Raw genomic sequence first — 16,552 nt, 5'->3', positions numbered from 1 at the left:
TTGTGAGATTGTTAAATAAATTTACCCGGTTAACGCGAGCGTCTCACTCGTCTCTCATGGCATATAATAAAGCCATTGCAATGCAAAATAGCAGTGGTTTTTGTGTTTATAAACAGGTTCAAATAATTATATTCCTCCATCAATATAATTATCTAAATTTACCACAAAAGATTACCCAGAACTCAAAAGTAACGGATTATATTTACAGAGCAGACGGAGTGAAGGTAAGAAAGGTTTTCGGAACAGAAACAACCGATTATCTGGATGGCTTCCGGTATACCAATTCTGTATCGAAATTCTTCCCAACGACGGATGGATATTTTAATATGGAGACCGGAAAGTATGTATATAATTATACTGACCACCTTGGAAAGGTTAGATTAAGTTATGCTAAAAATGGAGCAGGATTAGAGATCATTGAAGAGAGTAATTATTATCCTTCTGGATTTAGTGAAGGAAATTGGAACAAAGGAAATCCAACATTTGGCGTAGCATATAAAGATGGTGGTGATAAGGGACGTTCAAAAAGCAATAATGCAATATCTAAGTATGTTTATAATACATGGCTAAAAAATAACGGTGCAAATGATGGGTATGTAAAAATATAATTATAATGAAGCAGTATATACAGGAAAGAAAAAATAAATCAATCTAAATCTATGAAAAAAATACTTTTAATTACTCTTGTTTTCTTTTTTACATTTAATAAAAGTGCTATTAAAAAACAAGATTTACATAATATTATCAAAGGATATATAGAATATATTTCTAAAAAACGAAAAGTTGATAATAGGAATGAAATATTAGCAGTGAGTTTTCACGACCAAACAAAAGAGAAAAGTGAATATTCAATTGATGTAGCTTTTTTCAAACCTGAATTTATGGAAGGTATTCAATATAAGAATGTTTATATATTTGAAGGTTATAAACTTATACTACCTGATAATGAGTGTAAAAGCATAGAGAAAATGTTAAAAAAAACCAAATATGAAAATTTCAATCAAAAGAAAACAATGATTAATGATGATTTTGAAAATTGGCATATTGTTTTAAACAAAAAAAATGAAATAACTTTTTTATCACCAGTTCCGATTTCGGGGTGTATGAAATCAATTTTAATGAATAGAAAATTAAAATTCTCTGATACATACGAAGATATTACATTTTCTAATCCTTCTGCTGATTGCTCGACGCTTACACATTAATACTCTATACAATTATAACAAAAACCCCACCGCAATGCGGTGGGGTTTGTTTTACATAATAGATTGCAATTTAGTTTGTTTAAGAAAAGCATCTAGGAGAGCGAAGACATGCTGTCTATCGTTCTCTTTTAGTTTTTGTATATCTAAAATTTTAGCGATAATATTTTTATCCAGTAGAATATCCGTAGAACCTACAAGATAATCCAGAGACACTTCCAGTGCTTCTGCCAGTTGCGTGGCCATCTCAATAGATCGTTTTACTTCCTCACCTGCGCTCCCGCACGAATCCTTTCGTGTGGCAGATAATAAAAAGACCCGCAATTTGTGAAGTTTTTTGTTTATGGTCTTCTGTCTTCAAATGGAAAACAAAAAGGAAGAGGCATCAAGGTTTCAAAAAGACATACATTATCCAATCACTAAAATTAAACACCTGTTCAATAATTATTCTTAAACATTACCCCTATCTATTGAAAACCAAATATTAATTAACAAATTATATTGGCTTAAATTCAATGATAATCAGAAAATTATTAGTAACTTTAATGGGAACTTAAAACCAATTAACTATGTCACATATATTAGCTGGAGTATTTGGTCATCACAGCGACTACAAAAAACTGGAAAGTGATCTGGAAAATTCAGGATTTGAAAACTCAGATTATATTGTATACCTTACTGATGGTTCCGGTAATTCTCAATATCTGGCAAGTGTTACCGTAAATGACCTTAATCAGATTGATCTTGCACGGAATGCATTTATTCAGAATGCAGCATTGAAATCCTATTTATTTGAAAACATGAAGATCAATGAAACCAATTATGATACCATCAAAAGGTATATTGATGCAAGAAACAGAGCTGAAATCCACAGCAGCCCTGATATTAAAATCAAAACGTCAAGTGACGGTATGAATTCTGAAGTGAAATTCTAATCGATATAAAATCTAATAGCCGGAGATCCGTAGTGTTATACTGCGGATCTTTTATGTTTGAAAAAACTAAAAAATTTCGTATTTTCGTCTAATTATAGGCATGTGCACAAATGAGCTACGATTTAGAACAAGAGAATAAAGAGATCCTTGCCAGATATAAGGACCTGATCTCTAATACATACAGAACATTGGATGAGGAAAACAATAAGCTCATCCGAAAGGCATTCGATATCGCGCTGGATGCCCACAAGGATCAAAGGAGAAAATCCGGAGAACCTTACATCTACCACCCTATTGCTGTTGCTAAAATTGTAGCAACAGAGATTGGTCTGGGTGCTACTTCTATTGCCTGTGCACTTCTGCACGATGTGATTGAAGATTCTGATTATACTTACGAAGACCTGAAAAAAATATTCGGAGAAAAGATTGCCAATATCGTGAATGGACTGACGAAAATTTCCATCATGAACCACCAGAATATCTCTGTGCAGTCTGAAAACTACAGAAAACTCTTACTGACATTATCTGAGGATTTCAGAGTGATTCTGATTAAAATTGCAGACCGTCTCCATAATATGAGGACTCTGGAAAGCATGGCTCCGGATAAGCAGAAAAAAATTGCTTCGGAAACAGTATATATCTATGCTCCGATGGCTCACCGTCTTGGATTGTATAATATCAAATCTGAGCTGGAAGATCTTTCTTTAAAGTATAATAATCCCGAAGTCTATAACGAGATCACGGAGAAATTGGAACTGGCCAAGGAAAGCCGTGAAAGGTACATTGAAGAATTTAAGAAGGAAGTATCCGAAAGGCTTCATGAAGAAGGCTTAAACTTTAAAATCAAAGGCCGCGCGAAAGCTATTTCTTCCATTTACAGGAAAATGCTGAAACAGGGAGTTTCCTTTGAAGAGGTTTTTGATAACTATGCTATCAGAATTATTTATAAATCGGATGCGAAAAATGAAAAATTCCTGGCCTGGAAAATTTACTCTATCGTTACGGATGTATACCACAGTAACCCTTCCAGAATGCGTGACTGGATTACCCAGCCCCGCTCTACAGGATATGAAAGTTTACATTTAACGGTTTTAGGCCCTGATAAAAAGTGGATTGAAGTACAGATCCGTTCCGAAAGAATGGATGAAATTGCTGAGAAAGGGGTTGCTGCACACTATAAATACAAAGAAGGTTACAAACAGAGTTCTGATGACAGAAATTTTGAAAAATGGGTAACCGAGATCCGTGAAGTACTGGAACAGCAGCAGAATCTTTCCACCTCGGAACTTCTGGATAATATTAAGCTTAACTTATATTCCAAAGAAGTATTTGTCTTTACGCCAAAAGGAGAAATTAAAATCCTTCCGACTAATGCTACCGCTCTGGATTTTGCTTTCTCTGTTCACTCCGATCTGGGAATGAAATGCTTAGGTGCCAAGATCAATGGAAAACTGGTTCCTATCTCCTACATCCTTCAAAACGGAGATCAGGTAGACATCCTGTCTTCTCAGAACCAGAAACCTAAATCAGACTGGCTGGAATTTGTTGTGACCTCTAAGGCCAAATCCAAGATTAAAAGTTATCTGAACTCTCAGAAAAACCAGCTGGTAGAAGAAGGAAAAGAAATTCTGCAGCGAAAACTTCGTCACGCCAAAATCAATTTTAATGATGACGAAATTAATAAACTTCAGAAGTTCTTTAATTTAAAATCTTCCCAGGAGCTCTTCCTTAAATTCCAAAGTAATGAACTGGATGTAAGCAGCCTGAGAAAATATATAGAAAGTAAAAACGTATTCAACAACTTACTTTCAAGATTCAGAAAATCGCCCAATAAAAATCTGCATTTTGACGAGCCGAAAGAGGAAAACCTGGACATGATTGTGTTTGGGAAGGATGAAGAGAAACTTAACTACACGTATGCAAAATGTTGTACAGTGATTCCGGGAGACAAAATCTTCGGATTCATAACGATTTCAGACGGAATCAAGGTACACAGTGATAACTGTCCGAATGCGATCAATCTGAGGGCACAGTACGATTACCGTGTCATTCCGGCCAAGTGGGTGAATGCGGAAAGCTTCAAAAACAGAGTAAAAATTGAAATTGAAGGGCTGGACAGAATGGGGATGATCAATGATATCACGACTGTCATCAGCGGAAGTATGGGGATGGATATGAAAAGTATGTCTATTGAATCCAACAATGGTGTTTTCACAGGAAATATCAACCTCGAAGTCAAAAATAAAGGTCAGTTGGAAGAGACCTTTAAAAAACTTAAAAATATTAATGGTGTTTCCAGAGTGAGACGGGTACAATCGTAAACATGAATTTATCTCTTTATTTTAAAAAATTTTTCAACAACAGTCAGTCCTCAGGAATTATTCTTATTTTCTGTGTCCTTATTTCATTGCTTATTGCCAATTCGTCGGCTGCAGAGAACTTTCAGCATTTTTTAGACAAAGTGGTGGGAACGCATCTTTTTGGATTGGAATATCCTGTCAGCATCTGGATCAATGATGGTCTGATGGCAGTTTTCTTCCTTCTGGTTGGCCTTGAAATAAAACGGGAATTGGTAGAAGGTGAACTTTCTTCTTTTAAAAATGCCTCTCTTCCTATTTTTGCAGCAGTAGGCGGAATGCTTATTCCCGCTGTTATCTACAGCATTTTCAATACAGGAACGGAATACAGCAATGGCTGGGGAATTCCTATGGCAACCGATATTGCCTTTTCTCTGGCTATCATTTCGATGCTAGGTAAAAAGATTCCCAATTCTATCAAGATATTTTTAGCGGCATTAGCTATTGTAGATGATCTGGGAGCGATCCTAGTGATTGCTATTTTCTATACCGAGCAAATTCACTGGAGCTATCTCCTGCTATCTTTTGGGGTAACAGCCTTACTTTTTATTTTAAACTTTTTAAAAGTAACTAAAACAATATTTTACATCATTCCGGGACTGTTTTTATGGTATTTCCTTCATCATTCCGGAATTCATGCAACCATCGCAGGTGTTTTGCTGGCGTTCTCCATTCCTACCAATGCTTCGAATGTAGAAATTTCACCCCTGGAAAAACTGGAGCATCAGCTTCATATTCCGGTAAGTTTTCTGATCATGCCAATATTTGCTTTAACGAATACGAATATCACTTTTTCCAGTGAGATGGTGGCAGGAGTTACAAGTACTTTAGGACTGGGAATTATCTGTGGACTGGTTCTAGGTAAACTGATCGGGATTAATCTGTTTTCATTGATTGCTATTAAATTAAAACTCAGTTCCCTGCCTCAAAACAGTAACTGGCTTCAGATGATTGGTGTAGGATTGTTAGCCGGAATCGGGTTTACCATGTCTATTTTTATTGCATTGCTTTCTTTCAAAGGAGAAATTCCGATCCAGGACGAAGCGAAGTTTGCGATTCTTATTGCATCTTTTATTGCTGCTATTGCCGGATTTACCATACTGAGCATAAGCTCAAAAGAAAACCCTGAACTGGAAGAGAATTAATCTTTCTTCCGGTTCTCCAATTTTCTTTTGTGTTCCTCATCACTATCAAAGTCAGGTTCAGTAACCTGAGCATGATATTCTGAGGCCTCTTTCTTTATCTCATCAGACAGCAGCTTTTCTATTCTGAGTTTTCGGATTGCCATATTCAGCTCATTCCCGAATAAAAGGAGATATACATTGACATTTACCCAAACCATCAGTAGAATCATACTGCCAATGGATCCGTAAAGAACATTATATCGGGCGATATCCTTTACATAAATGGCAAAAATATACGTTGTAACCACAAACAATACTGTAGTCAGAATAGCTCCCGGAACCGCTTGTCGGAACCTTGTAATCTTCACGGTGCCCAACCAGTAAAACAAGGTCAGAAGTATAAAATAAAAAAGCGGAAAAGAAACAAACCCGATAATTTTAGAAAGGTTATCTACCAGCCAGGTTACATCATAAGCGGGCGTAAAAAGTTTCATCACGACCTCGGCATAATACACCCCGAACAGCGTTAAAAAAACGATGGTAATAAAGCCTATCGTAATAAAAAATGACAGGATAAACTCTTTTACGTCGCTTAATTTTTCATCTGTATTTTCATTAAATCCGTTGATCAGGGAAAACGTACCGTTCGTTGCAAAAACAAGAGCCAGAAGAATCGTCAGGTTACTGATTCCTTTCATATTCGGGATGATATTGCTTACAATGTATCCTTTTACGTCGCCTTCCATGTTGGATGGAAAAACATTGTGCATCAGCACATCAAAAATATAAAACTGAAGCTCATCATACAGCGGCATATGGGGCAGTACAGAAAGCAAAAACAGAATAAACGGAAACAGACTTATGGTAAAACTCCACGAAATAGCCGCCGCTTTTCTCCCTATTTTGCCTTTAAAAATCCCGGAGATATAAATCTGAAACATCTGCCAAAGTGATATTCCCAAAACAGGAATATGGATGCTGTCAAAAAAATCTTGAATCTTTAAAATAAATTTAGGAACCTTTACACTCATCGATCTGTTTGTCTTTATACAAAGGTAGGGGAATTAAATTAAATGGGAAAAGATATAAGGTGATAGGTGGCAGGTAGCAGGAATTTGAGAGTTTAAAGTTTAAGGCTTAAAGTTAATGAGAAAGTAATCACCTGCAATTCTTTATCACCTAATCCCGTATCCCGTATCCCGTATCCCGTATCCCGTATCCCGTATCCCGTAACCCATAACCCGCAAAACAATCAACAACAATAACTCTAAACTTTAAACCCCTGAACTTTGAACTTTCCCCTGCGAAGCCCTATCTTTGCCCTCTGAAACTTCTTACAATGCGAATCAGCTTACTTTGTATCGGAAAAACGGATGATAAGGAAATTACCTCTTTAATCAATTATTATCTCAACCGTTTACCCAAACACTGGAATTTTGAAATTACAGAAATTCCGGATGTGAAAAATGCCAAAAACCTATCCCCTGACCTTCTTAAGAAGGAAGAAGCCAAGTTATTTTTAAACCATATCGACAAAAACGATCTGGTGGTGATTCTTGATGAAAAAGGAAAACAGTTTACCAGCCGCGAGTTTTCACAGAAAATTGACACCTGGATGAATTCTTCTGTCAAGAAAGTACATATTCTGATCGGAGGCGCTTATGGCTTCGCAGAAGAGATCTATAGCAGAGCCAATGAAAAAATGTCTTTATCCAAAATGACTTTTACCCACCAGATGATCCGCCTGTTTATTGTAGAACAGCTGTATCGCGCTGATCAGATTTTGCAGGGCAAACCTTATCATAACGATTAAAACAAAAGGTATTATCTCAAAAGTCAAATAATTGTTTTTTGTAATTCTGACAAAGTAAGAATCTCATTGACAAACAGAAGCATGAGATTCTTTATTACATTTCTGAACTACGTTCGCAGACTTTCAGTCTGTGTCCAGAATGACATTCCCGAAACAATCTCTTTTATTTCAGACTGATCTGCCTCTTGGCTTCACCCACCACAAAAGCAACGGAATTGGCAATATTAAAGCTCCTGATGAGTTTAGACATAGGAATGGTCAGATGATTTTCAAAACGGTCCAGAACCTCTTTACTCAATCCTACACTCTCCTTTCCGAAAACCAGCCAGTCTCCGTCCTGAAAATCAGTTTCAAGATATGACTTTTCGGCATGGGAGCTCATTAAAAAAACCCGTGACCTGTCAGGGATTGTACTGATCCATTCATCCACATCTGCATACTCAGAAACATCCAAATGCACCCAATAGTCCAATCCGGAACGTTTCAGGTTTTTATCATTAATGACAAATCCAAACGGATGAACCAGGTGTAATCTGCTTTCGGTTCCTACACACAATCTTCCGATATTTCCTGTATTATTGGGTATTTCGGGCTCTACAAGAACAATATTCAACATCTCTTTCTATCTCTTTATTTGTTTTAGTGTGGATTTATTTAATGATTTGGCAGAATATTTTTTAATTTATTTTTTTTTGACATTTAGCATTATAATCAGTAAGGACTGCTTTTTCATAGCCTAAAGCCACTGCTTTATCCAGATTTTCGCAGGCTTCCTTAAGTTTGGAAGTGTCCATCAGAATCATAGCTTTGCTTACATAAGACTGGGCAAATTTCGGATCTATGGAAATTGCTTTATTAGCATCTGCCAGCGCTTCCTTATATTTTTTCATTTTAAAATAGACGTCTGATCTTCCATTATAAAGTAATGATTCCGGTTTTTCAGCAAGAAGTTGATTATAATCTTTCAACGCTCCATCCAGGTCACCATTATTTTTTTTCAGATTGGCAAGCCCTGTTTTTGCAAAAATGTTGTCCGGAGCAAAAGTGAGAATCTGATTAAGATCTTTAATGGCAAGATCTTTTTTCCCCTGGCTGTCGTAAATTTTGGAACGGGTAAGATACAAATCAGCTGTTTCAGGATTTACTTTGAGTCCTTTTTCTACATATTCCAATGCCTTTACTTTGTTTCCCTTCTGGCTGTAAAGCGATGACAGATTCATATATACAGAAATTGACAAAGGGTTTGCTTTTAAAGCAGAATCATAAGACTTAAAAGCCTGAGTCGTTTTTCCAAGCCTTCTTTGGGCCGTTCCCAGATAATCGTAATATTCTGATTGAAATTTTTGGATCTGTTCTTTTTCGGCCAGTTTTAAATATTGTTCTTCTGCACATTTATAATCAGCTTTTTGGAAACATTCTTCCGCCAGTTTTTTATTCTGGGCATAGAAATGAAGAGCGAAAAAGAGGGAAATTACTGCTGGTAAAGTTTTTTTCATGAGTTTATAGTTTGTTTGTTGATCACTTTTTTGGCGAGTGCACCAAATATCACTCCCAATAAAGATCCAACAAACGCCCCCACCAAAATATCTATCGGGAAATGCACTCCTAAATATATCCGGCTGTAGGAAACCACCAGAGCCCATACAAATATAGCATATGGAAACCATTTAAGCTTATTTTTTAATAAAATACTTAAAAAGGATGCCAAAAAGAATGTATTGGAAGCATGAGCAGAATAAAAACCATATTGCCCACCGCATTTCACGATTCTCATATGATGTTCCAGCGTAGGATCATGACAAGGTCTCAACCTTGCTACACCATATTTGAAAACACTGGCCAGCTGATCAGAAACCGTCGCACCGATGGCCAGAAATATAAGGATAAAAACTAATGATCTTAGTTGATGGTTTTTGTATAAAAAATAAAGAAATATAATATAAAGAGGTACCCAGATCCAGGTACTTGAAATCAGCATCCAAAACTGATCAAAAGATGAATCCCCCAAATTATTAAGGTAAAGAAATACCTTCTTATCTTCCTGAATGATTTCCTCCATGATTATCTGCTTACAGGTCCTTCATAAGTCTCATCATCTGCAGGCTTCGGTTTTGGCGGCTCATTGGAAGCAACAGAAGAAGAAGGTTCCGTCAGAATATCTTTTTGAATATCATTCATCGGATTGAAATCTTTTGCAGCATCTTTTACCTTCTCAATCTCACGTTTGATTTCCGAAACAGGATTATCTGTTTCTTTCATAATTTCAGTTTTAATATCTTCCACTGCTCCACGCATCTTTCTTACGCCTGCACCTAAGTCACGCGCAATCTGGGGCAGCTTATCCGGACCGAATAATACAACGATTGCAATGGCAATGAGTGCCATTTCTCCAATGCTTAATTCCATGGCGTAAAATTACGAAAGATTATTGCATTTATGGACTGTAAACTAAAAATTTAAACAAATTTTAAGATTTTATAATGAAGTTCAGGATTCAAGGTTCAAAGTTTAATGTTTTGTAGACGGGTTGCGGGTTTCGCGATTATTTTGGTGCAGGTTCCTTGGTAGCGAGTTTTGGTGTTATTACGACGGGTTCTTTTTATTCCTGTTACCACAAAGTTAAACTTAGAACCCTGAACCCTCAGACTCTTCCACTCTCAAACTCTCAAACTTAGCTCCTAACATCTGCAACCTCCACTTATTAATTAACAAATATTTAATTCAAAAAAGTGAGAATTAATTAATATTTATGTATATTTATAATACACAACCAAATCAATATTAATTATGAAAAAACTAGTAACTACTTTTAAAGTTTTTGCCGTGTTGTCGGTGTTGGTACTTCAAAGCTGCCGGAATGAAAACAATGAGGTGAACCAGCAGGAAACCATTCAGGCTAAGGTAACCGTAGACGATCTGAAAAAAGAGATCACTCCTGCTTCTTCCCAGATGGTTCCTGAAGCAGTACAACATCAGTTGAATGAGTCCGGCAAAAATCTCGACACCTATTTAAAAAATGATTTACAGATTACCGGAGTAACGGTGTTGGGAAAAATTTCGACCCAACAGGGTGTTGAACTTTCTAAAAGCCTTATTACGGATAAAAATCAGTTCATTGCTTCCGGGAACATAATGGATCCATCCTCTGTAAAAATCGGAAAAATCGGAGATTTGTATACCGGAGAGGATCTGACAACTGCACAACAGGGATTAAAAGAAGCCATCACCGAAGAAGTAAAACCGGGCACTCAAGTTATGGAAGTAACATGGACCGGAAAAAGCGGAAAATTTACCACTTTGTGTTTTTATGGGGACTCAGGAATTATCTGGGACAATATCTTCGGTGGTCTTGTGATGATGGATACCCGGGGAAATTCAGAAACATCTGACAGCGAAGCTTCAAAAGTAGCTTCTACATGGTATAAACAGTGGTGGACAGCCAATTGGCTTTGGGGTTCTAAACGAGGTGAAGCCGGATATAAGATTACCATTTATTATTCAGGATCCATCGTTTCCAATGCAGATGTAAGCGATTGGGGGTACATCAGCTTAGGAAAAGCGAAAAGTGAGAGTAAAATTATAAAAAGAACAGGTGCCTACGGACAATGCCGTTATGCCCTTGGACTTTGTACTCCTACAGGTTCTTTAAGCTTTAATTCCACTAATTTCTCTGTGTCATTCTCCGGATTGGGCAGCAATATTGTAAGTAACGGGACAAAATCCCTTTATCCATAGTTATTTTCATAAAAATCAGATTTTAATCAAAACGGGAAGCTCAGTGAGCTTCCCGTTTATTGTATTAATAAATTCTACCAGATTCTGACTTTAGATTTCAATGCTTCTATTGCATTTTCTTTAAGGCCGAAAGTATTCATCAGTATTTCATAAAGCTGTACATCATTTTCTATCTTTACAGCTTCTTTTTCACCATCGCCGGAGCGTATATTCAGCACGTGATCCGTATAGGTATAGCGGGCATTTTCATCTACTTTTGAAAGAATCAGTCTGTTTTTAAAATGGGAATCCGGATGGGTAGACAGATACCAGTTCGAAATATCCAGATCAATAAGTTCTACATGCTCAGGAATAAACCGGTACACCGGAAGCCACTGCTCTTTCCACATCCAAAGTGTATAGGTTTCTTCCTTGTGGGAAATTTTAAATATTCCGTTGGGTGTTTGCTGCTGATCTTCTTTATTTAAAAGTATGGGTGAAGTAAGCGTAGCTGTTCCAAATCCGCAATCTACCACATATTGATCACCATCAAAATCCACAATAAGTAAAAGATGAGTCTGTGCCGCCATACTGTCTTCTTGTCTTCCCCACACTACCCTTCCAAGCTGAAGCTTTACATTGAAACCTAATGTTTTCAAAACTTCACTTAAAAGCAGATTCTGTTCATAGCAATATCCGCCTCTGGATTCGATCACCAGTTTTCTGAAAACATCATCTAACTTTAAAGAAGGAACCGTCCCTGTATAAGGATCAATATTCTCAAAGGGTATATGTTTTGGATGGAGCTGATGGATCCTTTTTAATGTTTCCATGCTCAATTCAGGAGTTCCGGAGAAATGAATCCGTTCCAAATACTTTTCCAGATCTGATGTATTCATAATTTGGTTTTTTGTTTCAAAATACATAAAAAAGACTTGTAAAATTATTGAAAGATAACCCGAAAATCAATTATAGCTCATCAATAGAACTATGACTTATGAAAATCCTTTTCCGAGGTTACATCAACTAAATTTTTATTTTTTTTCTGAAAAGCAGAATACGTAATCACAACACTGACCGCCATTAAAATAAATGCTAAAAAGAAAGGCGCACCGGAAAATTTGAACGGTGCTTCATCATGCGTGAAATAGTAAAACAAGTTCGTCATCATCGGAGGTCCGATAATGGATGTAGCACTCATTAAGCTCGTTAATGCTCCCTGAAGTTCTCCCTGTTCATTAGAGGGAACACTTTTCGTGATAACCGATTGTAAAGCCGGTCCACAGATTCCTCCTAAACAGTAAGGAACCAGAAACACAAACATCATCCAGCCTTCTGAAGCAAAGGCAAACAACAACATTCCTACTGCATAGAAAGCCAATCCGTAATAAATACTTTTCTGCTCGCCCAGCCTGGGTGTTGTATATCTGATAAGCCCGCCCTGTACAAGACCTACCAGCAAACCTACTACTCCCAATGAGATTCCTACCATTCTTTCTGTCCAGCTGAATTTATACATTGTAAAGAAGCTCCAGTTACTCTGTACCGCATGGCCTGCAATATAGATCAATATCAACGAAACAATCAAACCTGAAATTTCAGGGTGCTTACCTAAAAACTTAAATGAACCAATAGGGTTGGCACGTTTCCAATCAAATTCTCTTCTTTTATCTTTATCCAAACTTTCAGGAAGGATGAAATATCCATACAAGAAGTTAAGCAGACAAAGACCTGCTGCGGCATAGAAAGGAACTCTGGCTCCATAATGTCCTAGAACTCCACCCAGAACAGGTCCTATGATAAATCCGAGCCCAAAAGCAGCACCTATCAGTCCGAAATTCTTGGCACGGTCTTCATCAGTGGAAATATCGGCAATATAAGCACTGGCCGTAGTGACACTTGCTCCTGTAATCCCTGCAATGATTCTTCCTAAAAACAGCCACCAGATCGTGGGTGCCAATGCAAGGAAAATATAATCTACTGCAAATCCGAAAAGAGAGATCAGAATGATGGGCCTTCGTCCGTATTTGTCACTGAGGTTTCCTACTAACGGAGAGAAAATAAATTGGGTAAATGCATAGGCAAATCCCAGCCAGCCTCCATATTTTGCTGCCTCACTGATATCTGCGTGAATAAGTTCCTCAATTAATTTGGGAACAACAGGAATGATAATCCCCCATCCCGTAATATCGATCAGTAAAGTAATAAATATGAAGCCTATAGCCGCTTTTTTCTTTGAATTTTCCATGATGGTGCAAAATTAATCAAATCTGAAAAATAATGATTCTAAATTATGATATGAATAGTTAATATGATTATTAAAAAAAGGTAAAGCCAACATGATCATGATAGGTAACCATTGTTTTCTGACTTTGACTTAAAAAAAGGCCGTCTCTTTCGAAACGGCCCTTACTAATTTATTGTAGTTTGTATTACTTTGAAGCAAGCTCTTCTTTAGCAGAAGTGGATTTTCCATGTACCTCTTCTTCTTTTCCTGTTTTAAGGAAGTCGTAAGCAATTGCAGACGCAATAAAGATGGATGAGTAAGTACCGAATCCAATACCGATTAACATCGCAAACATGAATCCTCTTAAGTTATCACCACCGAAAATGAAGATCGCAAGGATCACCAGAATCGTAGTGAATGAGGTGTTGAATGTTCTACCCAATGTACTTGAAATAGAGTCATCAAACAGACCTGCCAATGTTAAAGATTTTTTCTCTCTCAGGTATTCTCTGATTCTGTCAAAGATAATTACCGTATCGTTAATCGAGTAACCCAACACAGTAAGAATAGCAGCGATGAAATCCTGGTTGATCTCCATGTTGAACGGCATATATTTGTGAAGCAATGAATAGGCTCCTAAAATAATTACCGCATCGTGGAATAGAGCAGCAACCGCTCCAAGAGAGAACTGCCATTTTCTAAATCTTACAAGAATGTAAATAAAGATCATTGCTAATGCTGCTAATACCGCATAGATACCATGAGTCTGGATATCATCAGCAACCGAAGGTCCTACTTTCTCGGAAGAAATGATTCCTGCGTGGTCTTTATCAGCAGATTTGAAATCTTTCAATGTAGTTCCTGCCGGTAAGTTTGATTTCAAACCTTCAAATAATTTCTGTTCGATAATCTGGTCAGCTTTTAAAGATTCGTCTTCGATAAGGTAATCTGTAGAGATCTTTAATTGTTTGTTGTTTCCGAAAGTTTTAGCTTCTACAGAAGAGTTTTTACCATCTTCAGTTTTGAATAATGCTACTAATTTTTCTTCAACATCTTCAGCTTTTACATCTTTATCAAATCTAACGACATAGTTTCTACCACCGGTAAAGTCGATACCGTATTTGAAACCGTGTGTTGCGATAGAAATAATACATACAACTGTAAGAACAGCAGAAATGATGTAAGCATATTTTCTCTTTCCGATGAAATCGATCCATGTATTTCTGAACAGGTTCTTCGTTGCCGGAGTCCAAACAGAAAGTCCTTTTCCTTTATTTAATCTTGAGAAAATCATTACTCTTGAAAGCAATACAGACGTGAATAATGTCATTAAGATACCGATCATCAACGTCAATGCAAAACCTTTGATAGGTCCTGTTCCGAAGAAGAACAATACAACTGCGGTTAGGAAAGTCGTAGTGTGACCGTCAATAATCGCATTTAATGCATGTTTGAAACCATCTTTGTAAGCTTCAAGAATACTTTTCCCGGCGAATAATTCTTCTTTGGTTCTTTCATAAATGATAACGTTCGTATCGACCGCTACTGCCATCGTAAGAACGATACCCGCGATACCTGGAAGCGTAAGCGTAAAGTCTCCCGAATCCATGATACCGAAAATATAGAATAAGTTGATCACCATCGCAATTACCGCGTAAACCCCAGCTCCACCGTAGTAGAAAATGATATAAACAATGATAATCGCAAATGCAATGATGAACGACATTAAACCAGAATCAATAGCCTCTTGTCCTAAAGACGGACCTACAACGGTAGCCTGAACTACTTTTGCACCTGCAGGCAATTTACCGGCACCTAACACGTCTACCAGTTCTTTAGCTTCTTCCTGAGAGAAATTACCAGAGATCTGAGTTCTACCGTTAGGGATAGCATTAACAACGTTAGGAGCTGTGTATACTCTGTTATCAAGAGTTACGGCAACTGGTTTTCCAACGTTTTTCTCAGTTAATGTTTTCCACTCTTTTGCCCCTTTAGAATCCATCTGCATATCTACCACTACTCTGCTTAGTTCATCGTAGCTGATGTTTGCAGTTTCTACAGCACCGTCTACCGGAGCTTTTTGGTTGATGTTACCTCTGATCGCATACAATACTAAACTTTCAGTATCGGTAGCTTCAGGCTTGTAACCCCACATAAACTGTGTATATTTAATGTTAGCTGGACGTAAAGACTGACCTACTTTGCTGTTTAAGATTTTGTTTACAACAGCAGTATCGGATAATTTTACATTGGCAACACCATTTGTTCTTAATTTGTCAAGCTGTAAAAGGCTCATGAAGTTCACATTCTTTGCAACTCCCATAGAATCTCCTTTTGTAGCAACCATAGTTGTCAAAGTCTGGAAATAAGGTGCAATTTCAGGAACCTGCTGTACTTCCCAGAACTGAAGTTTTGCAGAAGTCTGAAGCATTTTCTTCACTTTATCGATGTCCTTCATACCAGGCATTTCTACAGAAATTCTCGCAGTACCAGGTACTCTCTGAACGTTTGGCTGGATCGCTCCAAGCTTATCAATTCTCGTTCTGATTACCTCGAAAGCGGTTCCTACAGATGCATCGATTTTTCTTTTAACAATGCTTTTTACCTGATCATCAGGCGTGTTGTACTTCACTTCAGTAAGCGTTGTATTTCCGAAAATTTCCGGATCAGCCAACTTCAGGTTGGTACCTTTAGCTTTGTTAATTACATCGAACTGCTCGAAGAAGTTGTCGATATAAGGTTTAGTAGAATTCTTCTGTGCTTCATCAGTTTTGTTTAAAGCCTCAATAAGGATAGGATTTGTAGAATAATTGGTTAAATCATTCACAAGATCTCTTTGGTTAATTTCCAAAAGAACGTTGATCCCTCCTTTCAGGTCAAGACCAAGTTTCATTTCCTTGTCTTTGGCTTTAGTGTAATAAAGTTTTGTGAATCCTAAGTTCAAAGTATCCTTAGAAAGTCTTGCGATTTCTTTCTGATACTTCTCCGGATTGTCTCCTGCAAAAGCAGTCGCCTGCTTTTCAATTTTGCTGGCGTACCATGTTGGTAATAGCTCGTTTAAGCAAATCAACCCTAGTACAATAGCGACAATTGTAATAAGTCCTTTTCCTTGCATTTTGTTATAACTACGTTAAATTAAGTCGGCAAATATAATGATTTTCTTGTATTTTATGAATTTTT

Annotated in this window: 16 protein-coding genes; 7 read left to right on the top strand and 9 right to left on the bottom strand. The window is 37.2% G+C overall.

Annotated elements, in window-relative coordinates:
- Positions 1 to 56 precede the first annotated feature (56 nt).
- Both V0410_RS00380 and V0410_RS00375 read left to right on the top strand, forming a co-directional pair.
- On the top strand, positions 57 to 608 hold the full coding sequence (locus V0410_RS00380; protein WP_330745832.1) for a hypothetical protein: 552 nt from the start codon (positions 57 to 59) through the stop codon (positions 606 to 608).
- A gap of 51 nt (positions 609 to 659) precedes the next feature.
- Entirely contained in the window at positions 660 to 1,205 is a 546-nt protein-coding gene (locus tag V0410_RS00375; protein WP_330745831.1) for a hypothetical protein, read from the top strand.
- Between the two features lie 51 nt (positions 1,206 to 1,256).
- Here the strand turns inward: V0410_RS00375 and V0410_RS00370 are convergent, their stop codons facing one another.
- Positions 1,257 to 1,448, bottom strand: a complete 192-nt coding sequence (locus V0410_RS00370; protein WP_330745830.1) for a hypothetical protein — start codon at positions 1,446 to 1,448, stop codon at positions 1,257 to 1,259.
- Between the two features lie 323 nt (positions 1,449 to 1,771).
- Here V0410_RS00370 and V0410_RS00365 point away from each other — a divergent pair, with 323 nt between their 5' ends.
- From V0410_RS00365 to nhaA, 3 genes are all read left to right on the top strand, one after another.
- Positions 1,772 to 2,137 carry a hypothetical protein gene (locus V0410_RS00365; protein ID WP_330745829.1) on the top strand — a complete coding sequence of 122 codons (366 nt, stop codon included), beginning with the start codon at positions 1,772 to 1,774 and terminating at the stop codon, positions 2,135 to 2,137.
- Positions 2,138 to 2,247: 110 nt separating this feature from the next.
- Entirely contained in the window at positions 2,248 to 4,458 is a 2,211-nt protein-coding gene (locus V0410_RS00360; protein ID WP_110011121.1) for a RelA/SpoT family protein, read from the top strand.
- A 2-nt stretch (positions 4,459 to 4,460) separates the two neighbouring features.
- On the top strand, positions 4,461 to 5,639 hold the full coding sequence (gene nhaA, locus V0410_RS00355) for a Na+/H+ antiporter NhaA (protein ID WP_110011122.1): 1,179 nt from the start codon (positions 4,461 to 4,463) through the stop codon (positions 5,637 to 5,639).
- Here the strand turns inward: nhaA and V0410_RS00350 are convergent.
- Entirely contained in the window at positions 5,636 to 6,649 is a 1,014-nt protein-coding gene (locus tag V0410_RS00350; RefSeq protein WP_110011123.1) for a YihY/virulence factor BrkB family protein, read from the bottom strand. The two genes, nhaA and V0410_RS00350, sit on opposite strands and share 4 nt — an antisense overlap.
- Before the next feature lie 308 nt (positions 6,650 to 6,957).
- On the opposite strand from V0410_RS00350, the gene V0410_RS00345 reads away from it, so the two are divergent.
- A complete protein-coding gene (locus tag V0410_RS00345) occupies positions 6,958 to 7,431 on the top strand; it encodes a 23S rRNA (pseudouridine(1915)-N(3))-methyltransferase RlmH (RefSeq protein WP_110011124.1) in 474 nt (157 codons plus the stop codon).
- A 163-nt stretch (positions 7,432 to 7,594) separates the two neighbouring features.
- Here the strand turns inward: V0410_RS00345 and V0410_RS00340 are convergent, their stop codons facing one another.
- The 4 genes from V0410_RS00340 to V0410_RS00325 form a co-directional block, all read right to left on the bottom strand.
- Complete coding sequence (locus V0410_RS00340) at positions 7,595 to 8,047, bottom strand: tRNA (cytidine(34)-2'-O)-methyltransferase (RefSeq protein WP_202843859.1); 453 nt, start codon at positions 8,045 to 8,047, stop codon at positions 7,595 to 7,597.
- A gap of 61 nt (positions 8,048 to 8,108) precedes the next feature.
- On the bottom strand, positions 8,109 to 8,927 hold the full coding sequence (locus V0410_RS00335; RefSeq protein WP_330745828.1) for a tetratricopeptide repeat protein: 819 nt from the start codon (positions 8,925 to 8,927) through the stop codon (positions 8,109 to 8,111).
- Positions 8,924 to 9,490 carry a phosphatase PAP2 family protein gene (locus V0410_RS00330; protein WP_110011127.1) on the bottom strand — a complete coding sequence of 189 codons (567 nt, stop codon included), beginning with the start codon at positions 9,488 to 9,490 and terminating at the stop codon, positions 8,924 to 8,926. Before V0410_RS00330 ends, V0410_RS00335 begins: the two co-directional genes overlap by 4 nt.
- 2 nt (positions 9,491 to 9,492) lie before the next feature.
- Positions 9,493 to 9,837 carry a Sec-independent protein translocase subunit TatA/TatB gene (locus tag V0410_RS00325; RefSeq protein WP_110011128.1) on the bottom strand — a complete coding sequence of 115 codons (345 nt, stop codon included), beginning with the start codon at positions 9,835 to 9,837 and terminating at the stop codon, positions 9,493 to 9,495.
- Positions 9,838 to 10,218: 381 nt separating this feature from the next.
- Here V0410_RS00325 and V0410_RS00320 point away from each other — a divergent pair, with 381 nt between their 5' ends.
- Positions 10,219 to 11,166, top strand: coding sequence for a hypothetical protein (locus tag V0410_RS00320; RefSeq protein ID WP_330745827.1), 948 nt, complete (start codon positions 10,219 to 10,221; stop codon positions 11,164 to 11,166).
- A 74-nt stretch (positions 11,167 to 11,240) separates the two neighbouring features.
- On the opposite strand, the gene V0410_RS00315 is transcribed toward V0410_RS00320, so the two are convergent.
- From V0410_RS00315 to secD, 3 genes are all read right to left on the bottom strand, one after another.
- Positions 11,241 to 12,044: an arylamine N-acetyltransferase family protein gene (locus V0410_RS00315; protein ID WP_330745826.1), complete on the bottom strand. Its 804-nt coding sequence runs from the start codon at positions 12,042 to 12,044 to the stop codon at positions 11,241 to 11,243.
- Between the two features lie 89 nt (positions 12,045 to 12,133).
- On the bottom strand, positions 12,134 to 13,393 hold the full coding sequence (locus V0410_RS00310; protein ID WP_110011131.1) for a TCR/Tet family MFS transporter: 1,260 nt from the start codon (positions 13,391 to 13,393) through the stop codon (positions 12,134 to 12,136).
- A gap of 184 nt (positions 13,394 to 13,577) precedes the next feature.
- Positions 13,578 to 16,487, bottom strand: coding sequence for a protein translocase subunit SecD (gene secD, locus V0410_RS00305; protein WP_330745825.1), 2,910 nt, complete (start codon positions 16,485 to 16,487; stop codon positions 13,578 to 13,580).
- Positions 16,488 to 16,552: the final 65 nt, after the last annotated feature.

Source organism: Chryseobacterium sp. CP-77 (assembly GCF_036362765.1).
Classification (GTDB): domain Bacteria; phylum Bacteroidota; class Bacteroidia; order Flavobacteriales; family Weeksellaceae; genus Chryseobacterium; species Chryseobacterium cupriresistens.
The sequence above is the reverse complement of the archived record's forward strand: the minus strand, read 5'-3'. Positions and strand labels throughout refer to the sequence as shown.

What these genes read in the sequence shown, in the direction of transcription:
- V0410_RS00335 (WP_330745828.1), bottom strand. Translation starts at nt 8,927, where the DNA reads ATGAAAAAAACTTTACCAGCAGTAATTTCCCTCTTTTTCGCTCTTCAT.
- V0410_RS00350 (WP_110011123.1), bottom strand. Translation starts at nt 6,649, where the DNA reads ATGAGTGTAAAGGTTCCTAAATTTATTTTAAAGATTCAAGATTTTTTT.
- V0410_RS00315 (WP_330745826.1), bottom strand. Translation starts at nt 12,044, where the DNA reads ATGAATACATCAGATCTGGAAAAGTATTTGGAACGGATTCATTTCTCC.
- secD (WP_330745825.1), bottom strand. Translation starts at nt 16,487, where the DNA reads ATGCAAGGAAAAGGACTTATTACAATTGTCGCTATTGTACTAGGGTTG.
- V0410_RS00320 (WP_330745827.1), top strand. Translation starts at nt 10,219, where the DNA reads ATGAAAAAACTAGTAACTACTTTTAAAGTTTTTGCCGTGTTGTCGGTG.
- V0410_RS00310 (WP_110011131.1), bottom strand. Translation starts at nt 13,393, where the DNA reads ATGGAAAATTCAAAGAAAAAAGCGGCTATAGGCTTCATATTTATTACT.
- V0410_RS00330 (WP_110011127.1), bottom strand. Translation starts at nt 9,490, where the DNA reads ATGGAGGAAATCATTCAGGAAGATAAGAAGGTATTTCTTTACCTTAAT.
- V0410_RS00325 (WP_110011128.1), bottom strand. Translation starts at nt 9,837, where the DNA reads ATGGAATTAAGCATTGGAGAAATGGCACTCATTGCCATTGCAATCGTT.
- V0410_RS00380 (WP_330745832.1), top strand. Translation starts at nt 57, where the DNA reads ATGGCATATAATAAAGCCATTGCAATGCAAAATAGCAGTGGTTTTTGT.
- V0410_RS00365 (WP_330745829.1), top strand. Translation starts at nt 1,772, where the DNA reads ATGTCACATATATTAGCTGGAGTATTTGGTCATCACAGCGACTACAAA.
- V0410_RS00360 (WP_110011121.1), top strand. Translation starts at nt 2,248, where the DNA reads ATGAGCTACGATTTAGAACAAGAGAATAAAGAGATCCTTGCCAGATAT.
- V0410_RS00375 (WP_330745831.1), top strand. Translation starts at nt 660, where the DNA reads ATGAAAAAAATACTTTTAATTACTCTTGTTTTCTTTTTTACATTTAAT.
- V0410_RS00340 (WP_202843859.1), bottom strand. Translation starts at nt 8,047, where the DNA reads ATGTTGAATATTGTTCTTGTAGAGCCCGAAATACCCAATAATACAGGA.
- nhaA (WP_110011122.1), top strand. Translation starts at nt 4,461, where the DNA reads ATGAATTTATCTCTTTATTTTAAAAAATTTTTCAACAACAGTCAGTCC.
- V0410_RS00345 (WP_110011124.1), top strand. Translation starts at nt 6,958, where the DNA reads ATGCGAATCAGCTTACTTTGTATCGGAAAAACGGATGATAAGGAAATT.
- V0410_RS00370 (WP_330745830.1), bottom strand. Translation starts at nt 1,448, where the DNA reads ATGGCCACGCAACTGGCAGAAGCACTGGAAGTGTCTCTGGATTATCTT.